This is a genomic window from Spongorhabdus nitratireducens (genome assembly GCA_947387575.1).
Lineage (GTDB): Bacteria > Pseudomonadota > Gammaproteobacteria > Pseudomonadales > Endozoicomonadaceae > CANDOC01.
On record CANDOC010000001.1, the window covers coordinates 343,427 to 367,186 of the forward strand.

A 23,760-nucleotide genomic window follows, 5' to 3' on the forward strand; every position below is an offset into this window, starting at 1 on the left:
TGGCACGGCGGGATATCTTATTGCCGGCTTGGAGGAATTTTTCCTGCATCGGTGGACAGAGGCGTTTTCCTGTCATGATGCCGGATTGTTTTGGGGTTAAGTGACTGCCTTTGATTTCTGTGACGATTCCAGCTGCGTGCCGTAGTGTATTTTTTTGCGTGAGGATACATTTCATAATAATCCGGAGGTGCCGGAATTTGTACAGGAATGGCTGTTAGAGAGGCCACGTTGGGTCGGAGATCCGTTGAAGAATTACTGCGCCTGACGGGTTTGCTGTTTGCGGGTTTGTCTTCCTCCGGATCAGAGTAATAGCCGTCCAGAGTTTGTGAAGATAATGCTTCGCTACATACTGGCGAGGACACTTGCTGCTTTTCTTCGCTTTCAGGTTGAGCAAGGAAAGGCATGGGCTGTGCTCCAGTCTTGCAATGAATATCACTTCCAGTGTGTACAAGTGAGGTGCTGCTTTCTGCTGCAGCAAAAGGAGACAAGCTTGCTTCCAGTTTTGTACCTTCAATCACCCGGCTTAAAAAAACGGATAATGTTTCGCCTGTTGTTTGGGACGTTGTTGATCCAGAAGTTCTGGCGACACTTGTATCCAAAGCCGGGTTTTCAGGGAAACCTGTATCGGTCTCTGATAACAGTGTTGGTTCTGTCGGGTGCTCACCTGCGGCCCACCAGGAGGAAGGCGGAATATGGACAAAACAGGGTGAAGCATCATAGTCACAGCTGAAGATTGGCTCTGTGACGGACTGACAGGTCGATTTTCTGGCTTTAAGCTTTACAACCCCTTCGTGCTTGACTGGCCGGAATGTTTCAACACCTGAAGCCAGAGTGCTGAGTCTAAAGTGAGTGTCGAAAGCAGTGGCATTATCCGCTGAGGTTGCTGTGTTGTTTACCGCAGCATCGGAAAGAGCGGTCTTTTCCAGATTCCAGCGGTGAGTGCTGAAATCACACCAGGTGGTATAGAGAATATCCCGACCGGTGGTTTCTTCAGTGGCAAGGCAGCTTGAGCGGTGAGCACCGATATGGGGTGAGAAACTATAGCGCAGGCGAATTGCTGATAGTGCAGATACTCCTCCCTGGCATGAACCTGATGCAAGCTGGATTAACCTGGGGTAGTCCAGAACCCAGACCATGGCTTCTGGAAGCGAGTGTGGGTCAGGCTCCATTAACAGGTGTTTTCCGGATGGACTGAACAGGCAAGTTCTAAGCGATCCCTCCATACAGAATGAAGCCAGAAAAGGGTAACCGGCAGTGGTCAGATCCAGCACATGAAGATTGATAGAGCTGTGATCAACGCTTCTTGAGCTGAAGATCAATTGCGTACTGTCAGGCTTAAAGGCAAGCACTTCCTGAGTTCTATAAAGAGGCATCCGCAACCCGTGGATAACGAGCGCTCTTTCTTTTTCTCCCTGAGCCAGCAGGTTCAGGTTCAGAATAAAAAGATGATAGCTATTCAACATCACCAGCCTGCTTGAATCAGGACTAAAAACAGGGTGATTCATTACCTTCCCACCCATCAGGCTTACATCCTTGAAGCTGTACAGTAAAGCTGTATCAGGAGTTTGGGTCAGTAATTTTTCAAAATCCCATAGTTGAATAGCATCTTTCTTGCTGGTCAGAATATACTTGCCGTTCGGACTGAAGCTGCACTCAGGAGGCATCGGACGCCAAGCCGGGAAATCTGCTTTTGGGAGCAGAAAGGAGCGAACAGGTGCGGGCGCTGTTCCACTTGAACCCGAAATGAGGCCATCCACTGACCAGATTGAAACCGAGGCAAAGGCATCACCCGACCCGGGGTATGACGCCATCACCACAAGATACTGGTTATCTGGAGAAAACAGGCACTGCATATAGTTCGATCCAGCGGATAAGCTGAGTCGAGTAATAAGCTTTAAAACCGTGGGGTTTCGTTTTTGAGGACATTTTTCCAGGGTGTATAGTTCTACTTCCTGACGCTTTGGGCTGGAGCAGACCAGGCAGGTTTCATCAGGGCTCAGGATGACCGATGTATTCTTTTCAAATTTATAAAAGTCTGGTGTTGTTGCAGGATCAGAACTGAATTCCAGTTGATGCTGGTAGTGATTTTTTCCAGCTTTTACCGTAACCAGCCTTGGATAGTAATTACAGTCATAAGCCAGCACAAAGTGTCCTGATGGGCTTGCAGCTATAGAGTGACTTAGCTTGCGGACACTTTCTAAAACCGGGTAGTCAGTTGTTTGAAACAGGCCGGCATACACTACAGCTGGAATGTAAATAAGCAGTAAGCCTGACAGAGAGCAGCATCTTGATTTCTTCATTGGTAGGTCTCCTTAAATTCAGCCTTTCTGCTGAAAACCCTCCACTTGATTTGTTATGGCGTTATGGTGGGACACTTAAAGAATTATCAACTATTGCTAACATTGATAGCTGTGGTGGTGAAAAGTTCCCGATACTAAGGTTTGCTGAAGAGAATTTATCTCAGGGAGGAATGTGATGGATGTTCGGTGGGGTCAATCTGAAAGGAGAGAAAGTGGCTACACACTGAAGGTATAGCCACTTTCAACAAAAGGGGGGCAGATTCAGGCAGTCTGAGCAGATGCAGCAGTATCATCAACCGCACGAATACGAATACACAGTGCAGCAATCAGGCCGGCACCCAGCATCAGGGCAGCCACAGGTAAAGTACCTTCCAGTGGCAGCAGCGGGGTCAGGAACGCTACCAGGGTTGCCATAATCATTTCCATAAAGAAAATCAGGCCGGCACCGGTACCACCCAGGTTTTCCGGCAGGTGGCGCATGGCGCGGGCCTGGCAGCAGGGCAGGAACTGGCCCAGACCGATTTCATAAATCATCATACCGCCGATCAGGCTGACCAGCGCTGTTTCTTCATTCAGTCCACCAATAACGGCTACCGCGGCACCGGCAACCAGCAGGATGGAAGCGATAAACAGCAGTTTGCTTCTTCCCAGTTTGGCTTCCAGTTTTGATGCCATGGCTGAGCTGGCAATAAAAGTCGCCATAATCAAGCCAAACAGAATGCCATAAGTGGTCGGAGCCAGCTCCATCTGTTCAATCAGGGCAAACGGTGCGCCGGCAACAAAAACAAAGGCTCCGGAGAATGCCAGACCTGCAGCCACAACGTGGCGCATATAGGTGCCATCGGTCAGTAGTTGGCCATAACCACTGACCATGTTTTTCAGCTGCAGTGGCTGGGTTTGTTTCAGGGTTTCAGGGATCAGGAACATCACACCTAGCAGGGCCAGCAGGCCAAAACCACCCATCAGAATGATATTGTATTCCCAGCCAAAGCTCTGCTCCACAACACCGCCTACTGCCGGAGCAATCATCGGGCCGGCAGTCAGACAGGCACCGATCATGGCCAGGATTTTAACCTGCTGCTTGTCTTCAAACAGGTCGTTGGCAATGGCACGGGAAAGGGCGGTACCAAAACAGCCGAAAATTGCCTGGAACAGACGGGCAATCAGGAACACCATCATATCGTCGGTAAACAGCAGTACTGCAGTAGACAGCATAAATACGGTGTATCCAATCAACAGGGTTTTACGGCGACCCAGGCTGTCAGCCAGCGGTCCGCAAATCAGCATAGAGATGGAGAAACCCAGCATAAACAGGGTCACACTCATCTGGGTCATCGCCTGGGTTGCCCCAAATGCCTGACCGATAGCTGGCAGGGAAGGGGAAAACACATCAATGGAGATCGGGCCTACCAATGCCAGGATCGTCAGCAGGGTCAGGAATAATTCAGGCCGTCGGTGATACCAGGCAGAAGCAGGGGACGTTTGTGACACAGGCGGTCTCCGTTGATGAAAAACCGCGCACGATAGTGAAAGATGTCTCGGGACTCAATCAGGAATTACCACTTGAGGAATATTAAGGTGGGAAAGAAAGGGGGCTATAACAAGTAGCCAGTTAAAAATAGATCCGATTACAAAGTGAATAAATATTACCACTTGTGATGTTTCCCGGTTGTCTATGATTGCTGGCAGGAAATAATAATGAAAGTTAAAAATGAGCTTGTCTAAACGATTCCTGTTAACGATTCTGATGGTGCTTCTGGCCGCATTCCATGTGGCAAAATCCAGTGCCATGCCGGTTCCTGATTTAATGGAGAGGCTTGTCAATGAGCTGTTTTCACAATGGCTGTCGGGAAAAACTGTTGATAAGCGGGTTATACGATCTGTTGTGACTCCCAATGACTCTGACTATCGGCCACTGGTACTCCGTATGGGTGTTGAAACGGTGATCGATCTTGCGACCGCACAGCTGTCAGAGAGACAGTCAGAACGGATTGCTGAAGAAGGTGAACGTCAGGCTCAACATGCTGGAAATCTTCAAAAAGCGCTGGTTGTTTCTTTTTCAGACGGAGACCCGGTTCCGGAATTTGATTACAACGCATTATGTCTGTCATGGGGGGTAGTTCCCGGTCAATATGACCCGGCAGGGCTATATCTTGCAGAAATAATGCATCTGCGTAACAGGCACTTCAGAGATAGTTCAAAAACAAGGGCAGATAAAAGAGCAGCTTTAAGGCTTAAAACACCACAAAGCAGACCACTGACGCCAGCACGGAGGAGTCGGATGATGAGTCTGGCGGTTAATACTGTACCGATGCTGCAAGTGGAAAGTACTTCTGAGACTGTACCAGCAGTTATGTCAGCAACACCTGTAACAATTGTGAGCCCCGGGACTGTTAATATTAGCTCCGCTTCTCAGTTTTCCAAACTGTTACCCCCGGTATTACAAGCTTTTCCCGGCTTTAAAAAGCCGCTGTTCTTTTGGAAAATTACAGATAGCCAAGCTCTGGGCTACTCAGATTATTTAGTGTCTTTTTTGAAAAAGTCAGAACAGTTTTCCTCTGTGGCCGAGGATGGTGCATGTCTCTTCAGTGTCACAGATTTCAAAGCGAGTGTAGACAGAGTTCTGGTATCAGCAGAAAAATACTCTCTCATACGCTCAAGGGTCGGAGTGTCGAAGTTACAGGAGAGTCTGGACAAAATCCTGTCCGGTGCAGATCCACGCAATGAATGTCTGTTGCACTATCAGTTTAAGGATCTGTGTGACTCACCGGAAGCACCTGAGTGTCTGTGGCTGTTTCTGGTAAAGAGTAAAGAGAGGTGGTTTGTCGCGTCGCCTTTTATGGGGGTACGGCCGCTACCTTCATATGATGAACTTGCCAGTGCCTTTCCTGATGCTAAATCAAATGGGCTAGGTGCGTTGGTTGTAACTTTTTTGGGGCAATGCATGACTGTTATCGAAAATATGTATGTTCCAAATGAAGAAATAACAGGACATAATTTTTCTGGCTTTGCGCTGGAGCGAATACTGGTTTTTGAACCATGGCAAAGAAAAGGCTCTCCGGTTGCAACTGCAGTTTCGTCGTCTTCGGCTCGATATGTTGACTGTATGCCTGTTACCCAAAAGACAGTGTTCGGGGTTCCTGTCACTGCCGTAGCTGCTGAGTCTGTTCACGAACATCCTTCTGCGTTATCTCATCAGAGTCATCAGGCCTCTCCGGTAATCAAATCAACGCCGGAATGTAAGCGAGCGGACGGAATGATGGGGGAATTTGTACGCTTCGGGGATCAGGATTTTTTTGAAAGTGTTTTGACTGATGATTTTAAACGTGAATATCCCATGTTTATGAACCGGCTTATCGAATTTACTGACATGGCAGGGCTTGAAGCCGGTTATTCAGGCCTGCTTGATGAGCTTGAGGCCGCACTTGAAAGTCTCACAGAAGTAGAGGTTTCGCACGCAGATTTAACTTTCAACCCCGGAAAGCTGCTTGCAAGTGTTAGAAGGATTAAGGACGGAACCCCATCTACTGTAGATATGAGTGACAAGAAGAGGTTTGTTTCTCGTGAGATGGTAGAACGTTGTTTGCAAAATCCCTTTTTAACCGGAACACCTGAACATCCGGAGTGTGTGGTCGCATTACGCCGAGAAGACCGGGCGAGGGATGATGAGGTTGCAGAAGGTACGTTCTTTGTCATTTTTTATTGTGAAGAACGCTGGTTTATTGCTTGTAACTGTTTTGGTTTTCGTGAAATGCCTTCTGCTTCAGCAGTGTCTGCTATTCTGGCTGGTGGAGAAATTACTCACCCTGAGGTTTTAATGGCGTTTATTAAAGAGCTGATCAGGGTGATTGAAAATACTCATGTCCCATACGACGATGGATATCAGTTGAAGCTGGTGATGAGGGCGGCAACTGTTTACAAGGATCGGGAAATCCAGCGACCTGTCCCCTGAGATCAGAGCACGGGTCGCATTTCATTCATTGTCTTATCGGAAGCAGCCTCAAAGCGAGACGATATCCGCTACTTCCAGCAGACCCGGATCAATCCCCTGTTTCTGGCTGATCGCATCAGACAGGAAGGTGCTGACGACATGGCCGTTACGGATACCAACCATCACACCACTCTGGCCTTCACGCAGCAGTTTGACGGCCGCTACACCCAGTCGGCTGGCCAGAACCCGGTCAGCGCATGAAGGGGAACCACCACGCTGGATATGACCCAGTACGGTTACCTTGCTGTCGTAATTCGGGAGTCTTTCTTCGACCTGACGTGCCAGCTCGAAAGCACCACCGGATTTGTCTCCTTCAGCAACGATAATAATGCTGGAGGTTTTGCCGGCACGACCACTGCGCTCGAGGGAATTGACCAGGTGATCCAGGCCACGGCTGGCTTCCGGAATCAGAATCTCTTCTGCACCACAGCCAATACCGGTATTCAGGGCAATAAAGCCGGCATCACGACCCATAACCTCGATAAAGAACAAGCGGTTATGAGAAGTAGCGGTGTCACGAAGCTTGTCGACAGCTTCCACCACGGTGTTCAGTGCAGTGTCATAACCGATAGTGAAATCTGTGCCGTAGATATCATTATCAATCGTACCGGGAATACCAATCACCGGCACACCGAACTCTTCGGCAAACAGTTTTGCACCGGTAAAGGAGCCGTCACCGCCGATAACAACCAGCGCATCCAGTCCCTTTTCCTTGAATACATCATATGCCTGCTGCCGGCCCTCTGGGGTTCTGAATTCCAGACAGCGGGCCGATTTCAGAAAGGTGCCGCCCTGGTTGATGATGTTGGCGACAGAGCGAGCATTCAGCAGCTCCATTTTGCCTTCCATCAGGCCCTGATAACCTTCACTGATACCGTAAGGCTTGATGCCGTAGTGAACACAGGTGCGGACAACAGCACGGATGGCAGCATTCATACCCGGCGCGTCACCACCGGAAGTCAGAACACCGATGCTGGACAGTTGTTTAGTCATAAGTTGAGACATTCTTCAGTTGGATTTCAGCAGCCATGAGAGGGGTACCACTGAAACAATGAGTCTGAATCCTGATTATAGAACCATCGGGTGGATGGCGACTATTTCACTGGTACAAGGCGTGGAATAAGGTTGATATGTGTCAATGATAATCCCGGATGCTGTTCATGCTTGTGTTTTTGCTAGTTTGGGTCTGTTTGTTTTTGTTCCTCTTGTGAGGCGGTTTTGCAATAACCCACCAATTAACTGGGTCTTTTGCCTGCCACCACTTTGGAATAGAATGAGCCGGATTAAAGTGAAAGGTGGCAGTTTTGAATATTACGTTTACCGATTCAGCTCAGGAATATCTGTCCGGCCTGCTGTCAAAGCAGGAAACCGAAGGCATGAATGTCCGTGTTTTTGTAACCCAGCCGGGTACCCCTCATGCCGAAACCTGTCTGGCCTACTGCAAGCCGGGTGAAGAAAAGGAAGGCGATTTGACGCTGCAGCTGAGCGGATTCCTGTGCTACATCGAGGCTGACAGCGAGCCGTTTCTGGAAGAAGCGCTGGTGGACTACGGTGCAGACCGTATGGGTGGCCAGCTGACCATCAAGGCGCCGAATGCCAAGGCACCGCGTATTACTGATGACAGCCCGCTGCCGGAGCAGATTAACTATTTTCTGGCAACCGAGGTTAACCCTGGTCTGGCCTCCCATGGTGGTCAGGTTAGCCTGATTGAAATGGATGGCGATGTTGCAATACTGCAGTTCGGTGGTGGTTGCCAGGGCTGTGGTATGGTTGATGTGACCCTGAAAGATGGTGTCGAGAAAACGCTGATGGAGCGTATCCCTCAGCTGGCCGGTGTACGCGATGTAACCGACCACTCTGACCGAACCAACGCTTACTACAAGTAAGTTACCGGTGAAAAGGTGAATGGATAACACTTTTTGGGTTATTCATTCACTGATTTTACTCCGCTTGATGGCCTGTTTTCCCCAATAGGTATATCCCGCCCTGTACTCATGATCCTGTAATAACAATTATATGCGGCTGCCAACCATTCAGTGAGATGCTGCCGTCATGCTGCAACGACAACAACTCTTAAAAAACCAGCCGATTCCTCTGACGGAAACACTGAGTTTCAAGCTGCTCTGTCCGGAAGATATGGATGAGCTTATTCAGCTTTATCAGGATCCCGATGTAACGGAGTATCTCTGGTTTGCCCCGGCACCGGATGAGTTCTTCCACAGTTATTTTATGCCGCTGGCACTAAAAAACCGCGCCGCTCTGAAAGGGGATGGTGAGCCATTACCGGTTGTTGTGATACGTGATGAAAATGATCAGTTTGCAGGTATGGCAACACTTTTACCTGTTGCTATCGCCGGAATCTTTGAACTGGGTTATCAGGTGGCTCCGGCTTATCAGGGTCAGGGCATTGCCACCAGGATCAGCCGCTGGCTGGTGGCATATGGCTTTGAGGTACTTCAGGCCCACAAGATTACAGCGGATTGCTACGGTAATAACCGGGCATCGGAGCGGGTGATGCAAAAGGTCGGAATGATCAAAGAGGGGCATCAGGTCGGCTTTTACCCGTTCCCCGGTGGTTTTGATGACCGGCTGCATTATGGTATCTGTTATTCTGCATTTAATTAAGAGCCTGTTCACAATCTTATCGTGGGCTGCAAATGCCGATAAAAACCTCAGGTGCTCCGCTTTTCCTCGTTACATAGCACCACTATGCGCCTCGAAAAATCGGAGCACCTGAGGTTTTTCTCAACATTTTCGCTATCCACGAAAGATCATGAACAGGCTCTAAAACCAAAGCGTTTGGACATAAAAGGATGGCTCTGTCTTTATGAAGTCGAACCTGATTACCCGGGCAGGAAAAGAAGCCTTACAGCAGGAGCTGGATTATTTGTGGCGTGAGAAACGTCCTCAGGTTACTCAGGCCGTTTCTGAGGCGGCAGCTCTGGGTGACCGTTCGGAAAATGCAGAATATAAGGAAGGCAAGCGGGAGCTGCGCAGTATTGATCGCCGGGTCCGGTTTCTGCGCAAACGGCTGGAAGTACTCAAGGTAGTGGAATATTCACCGGAGCAGGAAGGCAAGGCATTCTTTGGCGCCTGGGTTGAACTCGAGAATGAAGACGGCGATATGCTGCAGTGCCGAATAGTCGGTACCGATGAAATCGATGTCAGCAAAGGTCATATCACCATCGATTCGCCAATGGCCCGAGCGGTGATTGGCAAGTCGGAAGATGATGAGGTGGTGGTACGTACTCCGGAAGGTATCAAGGTCTGGTTTATCAATAAAATCCAGTATCAGCCTTTTACACAGGGTTAAATAGCATAGATCGCTGCACGGTTTGATAAATGCCATCTTTTTGATGGCAGAATTGACGTATACTCCCACCGGACTGGTTCCACTCTGGTTTTTCTACCCGCCTGAATAGAGATTTGTATGTCTGGTGAAAGTCGTCGGCTGTTGTGCACTATCGAAGAAAATTATCCTAATTTTGTTGATGGATTAGGAAAGCTGAGTGTCCACTTCGAAGTGTTTGAAGACGGCAGCATGGCACCGGTTAATACCCGGGAGATGCTATGTGAAACCGGTCAGTTGTTTGTCACCAGCGGCTTTGATGAACTGAAAGAGCGGTTTCAGAATCGGTTGTTTGAAGCCCGTGCTATTCCTAATCAGAAAGAATTCCGGACCGGTGACTGCCTCTATGTCACCAATGCAGATTATTGTGATGAAACCAAAGGCTTGATGGCCTGCCATGTATTCCGCAGCAAACTGCCAGAGCCTGATGCCAGCCAGCTGACGGTTGATACACCACCGCTTACCCGCAAGATCTTTCTGACTCATGATGACAAGGCCTATGGCCCCTTCGATTGTGAGAGTCAGGCCAATGAAGACCATACCTACACGCTGAAAATTACCGCTTCGACCCAAGATTTCAAACTGGCAAAGAGTGCCGGTAATGTGCTGCCGGCTTTTCATGTGACCGAACTGGATATGAAGCAGTGTAGCAGTCAGCTGAGACAACTTAAGCAAGGCTCGGACAGCTATGGCTTGCTGGGCAATGTCAAACAGCTGCTGGCCGGGAACAAGACCCACCGGGATTTTATTAATACCGATCAGCTGATCACCAAATACGGCAATATGCTGGCCGGCTCTACCAACGTGAAGGGCTTTACCAAAGGCATGGTGGCGCTGATTCGCAAGAATTGCCAGACTTCACGAGAATTCCAGCTGCATCCGCAGCGGTTTGAGCGGTTTCTGGAAAGCCTGAATAAAGCCGCGGTCTGGGGCACCACCCGAACTTCCCTGTTTGACGATTTTCTTAAACAGGATATTGGCCAGCAAACCCTGCGTGATTATATTGAGGCCAATAAAGAGCGCTTCTTCAAGGCTGAAAAACAACAGTTGCTGAAACTGCTCAAGCAGGAGCAGGCTGATGAGAAAAAGAAAATTGAAGCGCTGCGACGTGAAGGCAAGAATCTTGAAGCCGAGCTGATCAAGAAAAGGCGGGAGCTGGATGAACTTGAGTCATGGGATGACGTCAAACAGGCGCCGGTAATTATCGAGCAGCCTTCAGATGACAAAGAGCTAAAGCAGCTTCAGGATCGAAAAAGCAAAATTGAACGGGATATTGCCAAGCTCTCGGACCGGCATGACCTGTTGAGAACCCAGCAGCAGATCCAGAGTGAAATTAAACGGCTGCAGGGCCAGCGGAATGAAGCCAAAGATCTGAAAATAGCCATGGAGCAGCAACAGGAACAAGTGGCTGCCAGATTACGTGCTTCCAACGAGACGCTGGTGGCCCGCCTGGTTGAACTCAAGCCCGAGGTTGATGCTCTGAGCGGCGTTCGACCGGAAAAATTCAAGCCAGTACGTGACTTTGATGTGCCGGCCAGGTTGCAGTATTCACTGGAATCAAAGGATATTGACCAGAGTCGGGCAAGCTATATCGATCATGTCGCCGGAAGGCTGGAAGAGCTGGGCCGCAAGACCGATTATAACGCTACCGCCAATATTCTGATCACGCTGGCCCAGAGTCAGTTTACCCTGTTCAGTGGTTTGCCGGGCACCGGTAAAACATCCTTTGCCCGACTGATCGGGCAGGCGATGGGATTGCAGCGTCGACTGCTGAATATTCCTGTAGCCCGTGGCTGGAACTCACCCCGTGATGTGCTGGGATTCTATAATGCCCTGTCACAGTCTTTTAATCCTTCGGCCAGCGGACTGTATGAATTGCTGGCGCATATGCAAGACGAGGCGGATGAAATGGCACCGGCCATTTTGCTGCTGGATGAGTTGAACCTGTCTCAACCGGAGCATTATTTTTCACCTTTCCTGCAGATGGCTGACCCGGAATCAGACCGGGTGATCTGTACCGGTGATCCGAAACAGCCGGAGATGATTTGCCCGACCTATATGCGCTTCCTGGGAACGATTAACCAGGATGAAACCGTGCAGAGCCTGAGCCCGAGAATGCTCGATCGGGCTGCTGTGATCGAGTTCAGCGACGATATTTCAGTCGATATGCTGTCATTCACACCGAATGCGGCAATGACTGATATTGATATTCCGGCCATTTCCGGGGCGGACTTTATGCAGCTGTTTACCCCGGCTTCTTATGATATGCCGGATGATATCAGCAGTATTCTGATGAATATCTGCAGTACGCTCAGAGACGCTAATCCGGAGTATGGTGCTCCGGTGATTATTTCCCACCGTAAACTGAAGGCGATTGCCAGTTACTTCAATGTAGCCTCGCCGCTAATTGAGCGACTGCCAGCACTGGATTACGCCGTCAGCCAGCATATTGTTCCGCTGTTGAATGGTTTTGGTGAAGGCTTTGGTCACAGACTTGAGTTGCTGCTGGACAAGCTGCCGGAGGAAATGGAACAGTCCCGTCGCATGCTGCAGCAGATGATCGCTTCCGGTAAGCAGAACCTGTATAGCTACGGGCGCGGATTATGAGCGGCTGGCAGCTGGTCTATGATGTTGCCGGAAATGAGCATGAGATAAACCTGATACCCGGCGGGCATTACCAATTGCCTGAAACCGCAGCCGTACAATTCAGAGTGCGGCTGAGTGATCAGGATATTGAAGAGCTGGGAGAGCCTTCTCTGCTGTTGGGCGGTGATCTGCTGGAGCTGGCATTTATTTACCGTGACCCTGACGGTCTGCGCGTTTTTGGTACCCCGGATATTGGCAACCGGGCAGAAGCCCAGCTGTTTTATAACGCTTTTGGTGATATTGAAACAAAACTGGTGTTTGCTGCTGAGCCTGCGGTAACCCTGACCGTTATGATTGCGGTGCTGGCACGTCCGGCCAATGCTGAAGTCGCCTCGACCATGTTCGAGTATATCTCCCGCCATATTGATGATGTTACAACGCTGTGTTTCTCCAGCACAGTGAAAGGTCGTCAGGCAGGCAGTGAGTCCGGTCATCAGAAGATCAGGCTGCTGGGGCAGATCGTTGAGTTCCTGACAACTCATCAAACCCGCTTTATACGACAACATCCAGTGAAGTGGGAAGAGCGGCTTGGCTCCCAGAAGCGTGGTCAGCCTTCGGGCCCGGACAGTGTGCTCTGGGCTTTGAATCATCTCGATCAATTGTCCCCGGCTCCCATTGAACAAGCCAATCTGTGCTTTCAAAATCGTGGCTACCGGTTTGAAGAACTGCCGGATGAAACCCGGGTCGAGAATACCGATGTTGAAGAAAACCGGGTTATTCACGGTTTTCTGGCGGCAGCCATCGACTTTTTGCACTCACTGCGCATCAGTTACCAGAAGCAGAAGCTGCAGGTGATAGATGCTGCCCGGGAGGAAGGGCAGGACTTTATCAGCTTTAACCAGACCCTGAATCATTACCGGGAAAGTATTCTTAAATATCAGTTATCTGAAATCGAGGAACTGTTGTTGTCTACCGAGCGGTTGCGGCGACAGTTGTTGAAGCGTATTCCTGCGAAAGTTATTCCCGGCCTGAAGCCGGTACCAACCGCGTGGGTGTTAAAACATCCCCATTATCGGCACCTGTTTGAATGGATGGCCGACTGGTATGGAATGGCAGCTCCGAAACAGGAGCGCAAAGAACTGTTGCTGGGAATGAAAAACCTGACGCTGGTGTATGAGCTGGTCTGCCTGATCCATCTTGTGCGGCTGATTCAGGAAGAGTTTGATGTGGTGCTGGAGCGACAGTCATGGCAACAGCATGGTATCGACAGCCCTTTTGGTGGAGTTACTGACAGCCGACCGGCAGGGAAAATCAATAATCTGTTTGTGTTCAGCGGGGCAGGGGGGCTGATTGAGTTATTTTATGAACCCCAAATCTATCCTTTCAGTGACAGCTCCCGTCCCGGGGATCTGATTGATATCAGTGATGTATTCTGTGGTGATTTTGAGAGCCACTTCTTTTGTCCTGATTTTGTTATTCGCATTCGGCGTCCGGGTTGGACGACACCATTGGTGGCCATTCTTGATGCCAAGTATTCCAATGCGGGAAGCATCAGGCGTCACAGTTTGAATACTCTGACCCAGAAGTACTTGTTGGGAATACAGCAGCTGTCCAGTGATGAGTGTCCGGCAATGACGCCGGTTAAAATGCTGTTATTGCTGTTTGCCCATGGCCAGGAAGGAAATATTGTCTCTCTGGTTTCAGCCCGACATCAGCTAACGGGTGAACTTCCAGTGCTGCCACAGTCGGCTGGATTATTATTTCTGCCTGAAAGGGATCAGATCGTGAGACAGTGGCTGCAAAAACTGCAGGATCTCCACGACAGGAGCGAAAAAACCGGGTAAGCCGGTTTTTTTAGGTATCCTCTAAAATATAAATATATTATACAATCATATATCTTATGAATTTGAGTGCCCACCAATAAACTCCGTGCAAAAAGTTAATCAGAAAGTGAGTTGGAAATTTCAATGCCGGAAATGAAATTAGTGTGAGGTTGAAATGAAGACACAAAAAAGCCCCGGTCAGTTCTGACCGGGGCCTAGATAATTATGAGCTAGTTAAGAACTACTCAGTTTAAGCAATTACATATTTGGATAGTTAGGACCGCCAGCACCTTCCGGCGTTACCCAGGTAATGTTCTGGGCCGGATCCTTGATATCACAGGTCTTGCAGTGAACACAGTTCTGGCTGTTGATCTGGAACCGCTTGCTGCCATCTTCATCAACCACCACTTCATAAACACCGGCAGGGCAGTAGCGCTGGGCGGGTTCATCAAATTTTGGCAGGTTATCACGCAGAGGAAGATCGGCATCTTTCAGACGCAGATGGCACTGCTGGTCTTCTTCATGGTTGGTGTTGGACAGGAAGACAGACGACAGTTTGTCGAAACTCAGCTTGCCATCAGGCTTCGGATAATCAATTTTCGGGCAGTCTGCAGCCGGTTTCATCTGGGCGTGATCCGCTGAACCGTCGCGCAGGGTGAAAGGCAGCTTGCCATTGAAAATATTCAGATCCAGCCAGGACAGTCCGCCGCCGACAAATGCACCGTACTTGTGAACCAGCGGACCGAAGTTACGCTGCTGGTGCAGTTCTTCATAGAGCCAGGAGCTTTCGAAAGCATCGGTAAATGCGCCCAGTTCCTTGCCACCCTCGCCACCACTCTTGAGAGCTTCGAATACGGTTTCGGCGGCAATCATGCCGGACTTCATCGCAGTATGAGAGCCCTTGATCTTGGCATAGTTCAGGGTGCCGGCATCACAACCGATCAGCAGGCCGCCGGCAAAGGTCATTTTCGGCAGAGACTGCAGGCCACCTTTGGCAATGGCTCGGGCACCGTAGGAAACACGCTTGCCACCTTCAAGGTACTGACTTACCACCGGGTTATGCTTCAGGCGCTGGAATTCATCAAACGGACTGACATGCGGATTGGAGTAGTTGAGGTCGGTAATCAGACCGACAACTACCTGATTGTTTTCGATATGGTACAGGAAGCTGCCACCCATGGAGCCGCTTTCAGTCAGCGGCCAGCCTGCAGTGTGAACAACCAGGCCCTGCTGATGCTTTTCTGCCGGAATATCCCACAGTTCCTTGATACCGATACCGTAGTGCTGCGGATCACGTCCTTCATCCAGCTTGAATTCACTGATCAGCTGTTTGCCGATATGACCACGGCAGCCCTCAGCAAATAGAGTATATTTGGCGCGCAATTCCATGCCTGGCATGTAACTGTCTTTTTGCTCACCATTGGCGCCGACACCCATATCGCCGGTCAGAATACCTTTGACAACGCCATCTTCAATAATGGGTTCCTGGGCCGCAAAGCCGGGGAAAATTTCTACGCCCAGCTGTTCGGCCTGCTCACCCAACCAGCGGCACAGATTACCCAGGCTGATAATGTAATTGCCTTCGTTGTGCATGGTTTTGTGAGTGAGGAAGTGGGGAATCTGTTTGGCCTTGTCAGCACCGGTGAGATAGTAAATCTCATCACCTTTAACCGGGGTGTTCAGCGGTGCACCCATGTCTTTCCAGTCCGGGAACAGCTCGTTCAGGGCGCGGGGTTCAAACACCGCACCGGACAGGATATGTGCACCGACTTCGGAGCCTTTTTCAACGACACAAACTGTCAGTTCCTGTTCAGCTTGCTGGGCCTGTTGCATCAGTCGACAGGCAGCGGATAAGCCAGAAGGGCCGGCGCCGACAATGACTACGTCGAATTCCATGGATTCTCGTTCCATGCGGGGTCTCCTGCTCAAGCGAAAGCCGTTATGGCAATCGGGAATCTGGTCGCTCTGAAGTCTTGTGTGCCTGACTGGCGTTTATGGCAGCGGCAGTATGTTGTTTTCGTTCAGAGCCTGGCCGAGATCAAACGTGCGTTTGAATTTTTGTTGGCATTATACAAATTTCACTGCAAATAACCAGTTTGTTAAGCGTGCAGATTATTCGGCGGGCGGGTCGAGTGTTGGTTGAGGGCGCTAGATCATATCAAAAATGCGTTGGTTTTATAAATAAAAACGACAAAATTTGGCTTTTTTTTGCGTTTTGTCGCAATGGACATTTGGGGAATTCCTTGACCTCGTGGCTTGCAGCGTTCAACATACGGTGCGACTGCGAATCGCCTGCTTGTCTCGCAGGCAGCGTATAACAGGTTCGGTACAGCCTTAACAAAAGAGTGGGAATATGCCCCTGAATGGATTGCCTGCAGTCAATTTGGCACTCCGGTATTCAGGTACGAATGTTCTCCAATAAAACCGGCTGTGACCGGGCTGATAACTGAAAGGACATTACGAGAAGAGCATGAAGATTCTTGTAGCTGTTAAGCGCGTCATCGACTACAACGTCAAGGCTCGCGTCAAAGCCGACAACTCCGATGTTGATCTTACCAATGTCAAAATGGCCATTAATCCCTTCTGCGAAATTGCGGTAGAAGAGGCGGTACGTCTGAAGGAAAAGGGGGTTGCTTCAGAAATCGTTGCCGTATCCATTGGCCCGAAAGCCTGCCAGGAGCAAATCCGTACCGCTCTGGCGCTGGGTGCTGACCGTGGTATCCAGATTGAAACCGAAGCCAGCCCGAATTCCCTGAGCGTCGCCAAGCTATTGAAAGCTGTGGTTGACGAAGAAAAGCCTGACCTCGTTCTGCTGGGCAAACAGTCCATCGACAGCGACAACAACCAGACCGGCCAGATGCTGGCTGCACTGGCAGGTTACCCGCAGGGTACCTTTGCTTCCGAAGTGAACGTTGAAGACGGCAGTGCCAAGGTCACCCGTGAAATTGACGGTGGTCTGCAGACTGTTGAGCTGAAACTGCCGGCGATTGTTACCACTGACCTGCGTCTGAACGAGCCGCGTTACGCTTCTCTGCCGAACATCATGAAAGCCAAGCGTAAGCCGCTGGCTGTTAAAACACCGGCTGAACTGGGTGTTGAAATCAGCTCGACCCTGACCACAGTTAAAGTTGAGCCGCCGGCCGAGCGCCAGGGCGGTATCAAGGTCGGCAGTGTGGAAGAGCTGGTAGAAAAACTGAAGAACGAGGCAAAGGTGATCTGATGAGCATTCTTGTCGTAGCTGAACACAATAATAACAGTCTGAATCCGGCCACGCTGAATACTGTGGCCGCAGCCCAGGCTATCGGCAGTGACGTTCATGTTCTGGTTGCCGGTCTTAACTGTGGTGGTGTAGCAGAAGCTGCAGCGGCTGTTGCCGGCGTGAGCAAGGTGCTGGTTGCTGACAGTGCAGCCTATGAGCATCAGCTGGCTGAAAACATCAGTCTGCTGGTTGCTGAACTGGGCAAGGGCTACAGCCACGTACTGGCATCTGCAACCACCACCGGCAAAAACTTTATGCCGCGTGTTGCAGCCCTGCTGGACGTTGACCAGATTTCCGACATTATCAAGGTTGAAAGCGAAGACACTTTCGTGCGTCCTTTCTATGCCGGTAATGCCATTGCAACCGTTCAGTCCAGTGCTGCTGTGAAAGTTATCACTGTGCGTGCAACCGGTTTTGACGCTGCTGAAGCGACCGGTGGCAATGCAGCTGTTGAACAACTGTCTATCGTCCACGATGCAGAAGTTTCCAGCTTTGTCGGTGAAGAGCTGGCCAAGTCTGACCGTCCTGAGCTGACTGCTGCCGATATTATCGTTTCCGGTGGTCGCGGTATGGGCAACGGCGAGAACTTTGAAATTCTGTACTCGCTGGCTGACAAACTGGGTGCTGCAGTAGGTGCTTCCCGTGCTGCAGTTGATGCCGGCTTTGTACCGAACGATATGCAGGTCGGCCAGACCGGTAAGGTTGTGGCTCCGCAGCTGTATATTGCTGCCGGTATTTCCGGTGCTATCCAGCACCTGGCCGGTATGAAAGACTCCAAGGTCATCGTCGCCATCAACAAGGATGAAGACGCACCGATCTTCCAGGTTGCAGACTACGGTCTGGTTGCTGACCTGTTTGATGCTGTACCTGAGCTGGCAGAAAAGCTGTAAGCTCATTACAGAATCAACATCAATTGTTGCGTAGTTTTCGGGCTGCAAAAACAATGAAAAAAGCCCGCATTTGTCTGCGGGCTTTTTTTTATGTTTGTTTTCAGGCAAGCTGAAACAAAACATCAGTGTTCACTGACCTTATCGTTTCAAACGGACTTGAAGCATTACAGGTGAATCTTTTATCGGCGTGTTGTCGTCATTTGAAGTAAGTACCCGGCCAGTTGTTTTGCAATGTTTTGGCGAGTGAATTTTTTCAGCCTTCAAGGCGCAACGTCGGGAGCGTAGCTTTTGCTACGTGACCAGAGTTGCAACGCAGTAAGGGTGGAAAAAGGCACCGTCAAAATATGCGAAAGCAGCTGACCGGGTGCTTAAGGGAAGTATTTAAAGAAAACGCTTATCGAAGATCAGGTTGACTGTTAATTAACCCCTGAGGAGGGTTATCCGTTGATTCGAGTATTGATAGCTGAAGATCACGAGATTGTTCGCGCCGGCATTGCCAGAATGCTGGAAGATATCGACGGAGTTACGGTTATCGGCCAGGTGGCCAGCGGTGAAGATGCGGTAACGGCTGCCCGGGTGCTGGAACCTAATATAGTCCTGATGGATGTCCGGATGCCGGGTATTGGCGGACTGGAAGCAACCCGACGTATTGTTCGAATCAGCCCGTTAATACGGGTGATTGCCCTCAGCGCCCTGATTCAAGCGCCATTTCCTTCAAAACTACTTGAAGCTGGAGCCTGCGGTTATTTAACCAAAGGCAGTAGCCTGGAAGAAATGGAAAAGGCGATCCGAATGGTGAACGAAGGCAAGCGTTATATTAATCCGGAGATTGCCCAGCAACTGGCAATCAGTGCACTGGATCGTGAGCCTGCTTCTCCCTTTGATTGTCTGTCCCACCGCGAAATGCAGATTACCCTGATGCTGGTTCATTGCGAGCGGGTTCAGGCGATTTCCGACAAGCTTTATCTCAGTCCGAAAACAGTCAACAGTTACCGTTACCGCATTTTTGAAAAGCTGGCGATTACCAGTGATGTAGAATTAACCCATCTGGCCATTCGTCACGGGCTGGTAGAAAACGACAAGGTAAAGATAAAATAGACGGATTCTCCACTTTTCTGTTTATTGCAATGGCTGGACCTCATGCCTGTTACGCTTCCGGAATTTGATTACCGACAGTTCCTGAAAACTGCGCCGACCACCCCCGGCGTTTATAAAATGATGGATGGTAACGGGGAACCGCTGTATGTCGGCAAGGCCAAGAATCTTAAAAACCGGTTGAGCAGCTATTTTCGGGGCAGTGTCGGGGTTAAAACCGAAGCGCTTGTTGCCCGTATCTGTCATATCGAACTGCTGCTGGCAGAAACCGAAGTGGAAGCCCTGCTGCTGGAGCAGAACCTGATCAAGCAGTTCCGCCCGCCCTATAATGTGCTGCTGCGGGACGACAAGTCCTATCCATTTATTTACCTGTCCCGTAACGATAAAGATCCGGCACACAAGCCCAGGCTGGATATTCATCGTGGTGCCAAGCGGCATAAGGGTGATTATTTCGGGCCTTATCCCAGTAGCGGAGCGGTGAAGGAAACACTGAATATTTTGCAGAAAATATTCAAGGTGAGGCAGTGCCATGACAGCTATTTCAATAATCGCTCCCGTCCCTGTCTGCAGTACCAGATCAAACGTTGCAAGGCGCCCTGTGTTGACGGACTGGTGAGTGATAAAGAGTATGCTGCAGATGTGATGCACTCCCGGCTGTTCCTGGAAGGTAAAAGTCAGGAACTGATCTATCAGCTACTGGCTGATATGGAATCCGCATCATCAAAGCTTGAATTTGAACAGGCCGCACAATTACGCGACCAGATCGAACAGTTGCGGGAAGTCCAGAAAACCCAGTCAGTCTGGGCCGGGCAGGGCAATTGCGATGTGATTGCCCAGGTAATTGAAGACGGTGCCTGCTGCCATCTGGTGATGATTGTGCGGGATGGCCGGGTACTGGATAGTAAGCATTTTATTCATGATATTCGTACTGATGAAAAACCGGCCCAGTATTTGCTAGATTTCCTCGCACCTTTTTATATTCGCAATGCCGATAAGCGGGACTGGCCGGATGAAGTGCTACTGCCTTTCCGGCTGGATGATACACAGGTTATGGCTGATGCGATTTATCAGCTGACTACACGACGGGTAGTATTTAAAAACCTGACCCGGGGGGAAAGGCGGAAATGGCAGGAAATGGCCGAACGCAATGCCCGCAATGCGTTAAATGCACATCTAGCCAATAGTCAGACGGTATTGAATCGCTATCGCTCACTGGAACAACTGCTGAACTGGCCGCAACCGATTCAGCGGATGGAGTGTTTTGATATCAGTCATTCCATGGGTGAAAAAACTGTCGCATCCTGTGTGGTTTTTAACCGGGAAGGACCGGCCAGTCAGCACTATCGTCGTTATAATATCGAAGGCATCACTCCCGGTGATGACTATGCGGCCATGGCCAAAGCATTGCAGAAGCGCTATGGCCGTCAACAGGATTCAAAAGATCAGGCTGCCGGTTGGCCTGATCTGGTATGGATTGATGGTGGCAAGGGCCAGTTATCCGCAGCCGTTGAAGCAATGAGTCAGCTTGAGCTTGATACCATGCCGGTGCTGATCGGCATCGCCAAGGGACCGACCCGCAAAGCCGGGCTGGAATCGTTGCTGCTGACCACCGGTGAAGAGATTGATGCATCTGATCATCCCGGCGCGTTGCACCTGATTCAACATATCAGGGATGAAGCTCACCGGTTTGCAATTACCGGTCACCGCCAGCGTCGTGATAAAAGCCGCAAGCGTTCGGCTCTGGAAGATATTCCGGGGGTTGGCGCCAAACGCCGAACCGCATTGATTCGGTTTTTTGGCAGTGCCCGCGGAGTGGCTGAAGCGAGTATGGAAGAGATCAGTCGAGTAGAAGGAATCAGTCGAAAACTGGCGATTCAGATCTACGAGGGTTTACATTCTGATACGCAAGGATAATATTCCAGCGTTTTCATCGTTATGATAGTCCGGAATTCATCCCGGGCCCGGATTAGGCAGCAGCAATAACCAAAATGAATATTCCCAATATTTTGACCTTGATGCGGATCGTACTGATCCCGGTTCTGGTGGCAACCGCTTTTCTGCCGTTCGAATGGCGGTATAAAGCCTGTGCCATCATTTTTGCACTGGCCGCTGCGACCGACTGGTTTGATGGTTATCTGGCCCGTCGTCTGAATCAGAACACCGCATTCGGGGCTTTTCTGGATCCGGTGGCAGATAAGTTGATGGTCGCTACCGCACTGACATTACTGGTGGGTGAAATTGCCGAGGCCTGGCTGACTGTCCCTGCGATGATCATTATTGGTCGGGAAATTGTAATTTCTGCGCTGCGGGAGTGGATGGCGGAACTGGGCAAGCGTACCAGTGTTGCTGTCAGTTATGTGGGCAAGCTGAAGACCGCAGCCCAGATGCTGGCTATTCTGATCCTGCTGATGTCACCAACTCCGTTGGTCGACTGGAAATGGCTGAGCTGGTTCGGGGTGGCACTGCTCTATATTGCTGCCGTTTTAACCATCTGGTCGATGTTTGCCTACCTGAAAGCGGCCTGGCCTGATCTGGATCCTTTCGGCAAAAAAGAATAATTGCCAGGTTTGGGTTATAAGGTGTTGACAAAGCAGGGAAAAATCTTAGAATGCACAGCCGTTCGGAGCGGAAACATAACGCTCTGGACCAAAGCGGGAATAGCTCAGTTGGTAGAGCACAACCTTGCCAAGGTTGGGGTCGCGAGTTCGAGTCTCGTTTCCCGCTCCAAAGTTTGAAAAATACGGCGAGTTAGCAAAGCGGTTATGCAGTGGACTGCAACTCCATATAGACCGGTTCGACTCCGGTACTCGCCTCCATTTTATTGGATAGAGCCCCTTCACTTTGAAGGAAACAACCTTGCCAAGGTTGGGGTCGGCTCTTTCCTATGAGCGAGTCTCGTTTCCCGCTCCAAATTAAATCTGAAAAGGCAGACTTATATTGTGCCTTGATGAAGATTAAAAAATACGGCGAGTTAGCAAAGCGGTTATGCAGTGGACTGCAACTCCATATAGACCGGTTCGACTCCGGTACTCGCCTCCATTTTATTGGATAGAGCCCCTTCACTTTGAAGGAAACAACCTTGCCAAGGTTGGGGTCGGCTCTTTCCTATGAGCGAGTCTCGTTTCCCGCTCCAAATTAAATCTGAAAAGGCAGACTTATATTGTGCCTTGATGAAGATTAAAAAATACGGCGAGTTAGCAAAGCGGTTATGCAGTGGACTGCAACTCCATATAGACCGGTTCGACTCCGGTACTCGCCTCCATTTTATTGGATAGAGCCCCTTCACTTTGAAGGAAACAACCTTGCCAAGGTTGGGGTCGGCTCTTTCCTATGAGCGAGTCTCGTTTCCCGCTCCAAATTAAATCTGAAAAGGCAGACTTATATTGTGCCTTGATGAAGATTAAAAAATACGGCGAGTTAGCAAAGCGGTTATGCAGTGGACTGCAACTCCATATAGACCGGTTCGACTCCGGTACTCGCCTCCATAAAAAAAGGCCTGAACAAATGTTCAGGCCTTTTTTTATGTGGCTGTAATCTCCTGTCTCAGTACTCGTCCAAGTCACTCTCGGGGGCATTCAACATATGTGACCACTGGTTAAAAAGCATATATCGGCTATCAGGGTCAGCATTATCAAATTCAAAGTATTTTGCGTCATACCCTTCGGTCTTTTCGGTTGGGTAATCAGGATGCTCGGGAACTGCCGAATCCGGATATAATCTATGACTCATGGTTTGTTGGCGAGCATACAGGGCTTTTCCCGGATCAAATTCATATCGATCGTCATCCAGCATGCTTCTGAAGGCGATATTAGTAGCCTCATGAAGTAAATCTGGTGTCAGCCGGCCTCTTGAGAATTCTTCCCCGTTTCCCCGTACTTTTGGCAGAGAAAGCTCTCCGCTAATTTCGCTGTCTCCTTTATGATTGACAAGCCACATGGCGACTACCCTGGTGCGCTTTTTCAGCGTCTCATTCAAGTCAATGTCAGCTTTGGCGTGAGGGGTCAGATCCCGCCATTCAGAGAGTGATTGCAGGTACTTTTGTTGGTGAAATGCCAGATAGCCTTTAATTGCTGCTTTATTGGACTCGGCATTCTTCTTGGTGACTACACTTTCGGGAACCGCTGGAGATTCTTTGCTTTTTGTGAGGTAAGTCTGTGTCGGGTTATGGGGGGAGGCTTTGCGTGATTTTAGCGAGATGCCTTCAAGTTTTTCCCAAATAACATAAATGAAATTGGGTATATGTGCCCGGCGTACTCTGTTATCACTGGAACTCTGGTCTGATTTTTGTGGTATTTGTCCGGGCTGTTCGTACAGAACGCTGCGAACAGCATCTCCAATTCGGCTCATGAGCTTCCTTGCCTGTCTTTGGCCAGCATAACTTCTATAAGTGTAAGTGAAGAAAACTCCTTGTGCGTTATGTTGAATGGAGCCGTCGGCTTTTGTTCCCGGTTGGGATGCGTTACGCTT

17 protein-coding genes and 5 tRNA genes are annotated in these 23,760 nt (G+C 49.8%); 17 read left to right on the plus strand and 5 right to left on the minus strand.

Annotated elements, in window-relative coordinates; genetic code table 11:
- Nucleotides 1–17: 17 nt before the first annotated feature.
- Entirely contained in the window at nt 18–2,300 is a 2,283-nt protein-coding gene (locus tag ACYZZ0_RS01475; RefSeq protein WP_461534794.1) for a WD40 repeat domain-containing protein, read from the minus strand.
- Here ACYZZ0_RS01475 and ACYZZ0_RS01480 point away from each other — a divergent pair.
- Entirely contained in the window at nt 2,288–2,476 is a 189-nt protein-coding gene (locus tag ACYZZ0_RS01480; protein ID WP_461534795.1) for a hypothetical protein, read from the plus strand. The two genes, ACYZZ0_RS01475 and ACYZZ0_RS01480, sit on opposite strands and share 13 nt — an antisense overlap.
- A gap of 85 nt (nt 2,477–2,561) precedes the next feature.
- On the opposite strand, the gene ACYZZ0_RS01485 is transcribed toward ACYZZ0_RS01480, so the two are convergent.
- Nucleotides 2,562–3,791, minus strand: a complete 1,230-nt coding sequence (locus tag ACYZZ0_RS01485) for a multidrug effflux MFS transporter (protein WP_461534796.1) — start codon at nt 3,789–3,791, stop codon at nt 2,562–2,564.
- A gap of 220 nt (nt 3,792–4,011) precedes the next feature.
- On the opposite strand from ACYZZ0_RS01485, the gene ACYZZ0_RS01490 reads away from it, so the two are divergent.
- The gene (locus ACYZZ0_RS01490) at nt 4,012–6,252 is read left to right on the plus strand and encodes a hypothetical protein (protein ID WP_461534797.1); all 2,241 of its coding nucleotides are present in this window, start codon (nt 4,012–4,014) and stop codon (nt 6,250–6,252) included.
- A 48-nt stretch (nt 6,253–6,300) separates the two neighbouring features.
- Here ACYZZ0_RS01490 and pfkA read toward each other — a convergent pair whose 3' ends face one another.
- Entirely contained in the window at nt 6,301–7,284 is a 984-nt protein-coding gene (gene pfkA / locus ACYZZ0_RS01495) for a 6-phosphofructokinase (RefSeq protein ID WP_461534798.1), read from the minus strand.
- Nucleotides 7,285–7,595: 311 nt separating this feature from the next.
- Here pfkA and nfuA point away from each other — a divergent pair, with 311 nt between their 5' ends.
- From nfuA to ACYZZ0_RS01520, 5 genes are all read left to right on the plus strand, one after another.
- Complete coding sequence (gene nfuA / locus ACYZZ0_RS01500; protein WP_461534799.1) at nt 7,596–8,177, plus strand: Fe-S biogenesis protein NfuA; 582 nt, start codon at nt 7,596–7,598, stop codon at nt 8,175–8,177.
- Nucleotides 8,178–8,343: 166 nt separating this feature from the next.
- Complete coding sequence (locus ACYZZ0_RS01505; RefSeq protein ID WP_461534800.1) at nt 8,344–8,916, plus strand: GNAT family N-acetyltransferase; 573 nt, start codon at nt 8,344–8,346, stop codon at nt 8,914–8,916.
- Nucleotides 8,917–9,118: 202 nt separating this feature from the next.
- Nucleotides 9,119–9,604: a transcription elongation factor GreB gene (gene greB, locus ACYZZ0_RS01510; protein ID WP_461534801.1), complete on the plus strand. Its 486-nt coding sequence runs from the start codon at nt 9,119–9,121 to the stop codon at nt 9,602–9,604.
- 117 nt (nt 9,605–9,721) lie between these two features.
- Complete coding sequence (locus ACYZZ0_RS01515) at nt 9,722–12,247, plus strand: AAA family ATPase (RefSeq protein WP_461534802.1); 2,526 nt, start codon at nt 9,722–9,724, stop codon at nt 12,245–12,247.
- Nucleotides 12,244–14,070 (plus strand): hypothetical protein, encoded by a 1,827-nt coding sequence (locus tag ACYZZ0_RS01520; RefSeq protein WP_461534803.1) that lies wholly within the window; start codon nt 12,244–12,246, stop codon nt 14,068–14,070. The genes ACYZZ0_RS01515 and ACYZZ0_RS01520 overlap by 4 nt, the downstream gene beginning before the upstream one ends.
- Nucleotides 14,071–14,307: 237 nt before the next feature.
- Here ACYZZ0_RS01520 and ACYZZ0_RS01525 read toward each other — a convergent pair whose 3' ends face one another.
- Entirely contained in the window at nt 14,308–15,960 is a 1,653-nt protein-coding gene (locus ACYZZ0_RS01525; RefSeq protein WP_461534804.1) for an electron transfer flavoprotein-ubiquinone oxidoreductase, read from the minus strand.
- A 559-nt stretch (nt 15,961–16,519) separates the two neighbouring features.
- Here ACYZZ0_RS01525 and ACYZZ0_RS01530 point away from each other — a divergent pair.
- The 10 genes from ACYZZ0_RS01530 (at nt 16,520) to ACYZZ0_RS01575 (ending at nt 22,778) form a co-directional block, all read left to right on the plus strand.
- Nucleotides 16,520–17,269: an electron transfer flavoprotein subunit beta/FixA family protein gene (locus ACYZZ0_RS01530; RefSeq protein WP_461534805.1), complete on the plus strand. Its 750-nt coding sequence runs from the start codon at nt 16,520–16,522 to the stop codon at nt 17,267–17,269.
- Entirely contained in the window at nt 17,269–18,198 is a 930-nt protein-coding gene (locus ACYZZ0_RS01535; protein ID WP_461534806.1) for an electron transfer flavoprotein subunit alpha/FixB family protein, read from the plus strand. The genes ACYZZ0_RS01530 and ACYZZ0_RS01535 overlap by 1 nt, the downstream gene beginning before the upstream one ends.
- Nucleotides 18,199–18,642: 444 nt before the next feature.
- Complete coding sequence (gene uvrY / locus ACYZZ0_RS01540) at nt 18,643–19,296, plus strand: UvrY/SirA/GacA family response regulator transcription factor (RefSeq protein WP_461534807.1); 654 nt, start codon at nt 18,643–18,645, stop codon at nt 19,294–19,296.
- Nucleotides 19,297–19,338: 42 nt separating this feature from the next.
- On the plus strand, nt 19,339–21,207 hold the full coding sequence (gene uvrC / locus ACYZZ0_RS01545; protein WP_461534808.1) for an excinuclease ABC subunit UvrC: 1,869 nt from the start codon (nt 19,339–19,341) through the stop codon (nt 21,205–21,207).
- Between the two features lie 74 nt (nt 21,208–21,281).
- On the plus strand, nt 21,282–21,851 hold the full coding sequence (gene pgsA / locus ACYZZ0_RS01550) for a CDP-diacylglycerol--glycerol-3-phosphate 3-phosphatidyltransferase (protein ID WP_461534809.1): 570 nt from the start codon (nt 21,282–21,284) through the stop codon (nt 21,849–21,851).
- Nucleotides 21,852–21,944: 93 nt separating this feature from the next.
- A tRNA-Gly gene (locus ACYZZ0_RS01555) sits at nt 21,945–22,020 on the plus strand.
- Between the two features lie 15 nt (nt 22,021–22,035).
- A tRNA-Cys gene (locus ACYZZ0_RS01560) sits at nt 22,036–22,109 on the plus strand.
- A 149-nt stretch (nt 22,110–22,258) separates the two neighbouring features.
- Nucleotides 22,259–22,332 (plus strand) — tRNA-Cys (locus tag ACYZZ0_RS01565).
- 149 nt (nt 22,333–22,481) lie between these two features.
- A tRNA-Cys gene (locus ACYZZ0_RS01570) sits at nt 22,482–22,555 on the plus strand.
- 149 nt (nt 22,556–22,704) lie between these two features.
- A tRNA-Cys gene (locus ACYZZ0_RS01575) sits at nt 22,705–22,778 on the plus strand.
- A 58-nt stretch (nt 22,779–22,836) separates the two neighbouring features.
- Here the strand turns inward: ACYZZ0_RS01575 and ACYZZ0_RS01580 are convergent.
- The gene (locus ACYZZ0_RS01580; RefSeq protein WP_461534810.1) at nt 22,837–23,640 is read right to left on the minus strand and encodes a hypothetical protein; all 804 of its coding nucleotides are present in this window, start codon (nt 23,638–23,640) and stop codon (nt 22,837–22,839) included.
- Nucleotides 23,641–23,760 lie beyond the last annotated feature (120 nt).

Coding starts and splice junctions, on each gene's coding strand:
- greB (WP_461534801.1), top strand. CDS start 9,119: ATGAAGTCGAACCTGATTACCCGGGCAGGAAAAGAAGCCTTACAGCAG.
- pfkA (WP_461534798.1), bottom strand. CDS start 7,284: ATGACTAAACAACTGTCCAGCATCGGTGTTCTGACTTCCGGTGGTGAC.
- ACYZZ0_RS01490 (WP_461534797.1), top strand. CDS start 4,012: ATGAGCTTGTCTAAACGATTCCTGTTAACGATTCTGATGGTGCTTCTG.
- ACYZZ0_RS01535 (WP_461534806.1), top strand. CDS start 17,269: ATGAGCATTCTTGTCGTAGCTGAACACAATAATAACAGTCTGAATCCG.
- ACYZZ0_RS01475 (WP_461534794.1), bottom strand. CDS start 2,300: ATGAAGAAATCAAGATGCTGCTCTCTGTCAGGCTTACTGCTTATTTAC.
- ACYZZ0_RS01520 (WP_461534803.1), top strand. CDS start 12,244: ATGAGCGGCTGGCAGCTGGTCTATGATGTTGCCGGAAATGAGCATGAG.
- pgsA (WP_461534809.1), top strand. CDS start 21,282: ATGAATATTCCCAATATTTTGACCTTGATGCGGATCGTACTGATCCCG.
- ACYZZ0_RS01530 (WP_461534805.1), top strand. CDS start 16,520: ATGAAGATTCTTGTAGCTGTTAAGCGCGTCATCGACTACAACGTCAAG.
- ACYZZ0_RS01515 (WP_461534802.1), top strand. CDS start 9,722: ATGTCTGGTGAAAGTCGTCGGCTGTTGTGCACTATCGAAGAAAATTAT.
- uvrC (WP_461534808.1), top strand. CDS start 19,339: ATGCCTGTTACGCTTCCGGAATTTGATTACCGACAGTTCCTGAAAACT.
- ACYZZ0_RS01580 (WP_461534810.1), bottom strand. CDS start 23,640: ATGAGCCGAATTGGAGATGCTGTTCGCAGCGTTCTGTACGAACAGCCC.
- ACYZZ0_RS01505 (WP_461534800.1), top strand. CDS start 8,344: ATGCTGCAACGACAACAACTCTTAAAAAACCAGCCGATTCCTCTGACG.
- ACYZZ0_RS01525 (WP_461534804.1), bottom strand. CDS start 15,960: ATGGAACGAGAATCCATGGAATTCGACGTAGTCATTGTCGGCGCCGGC.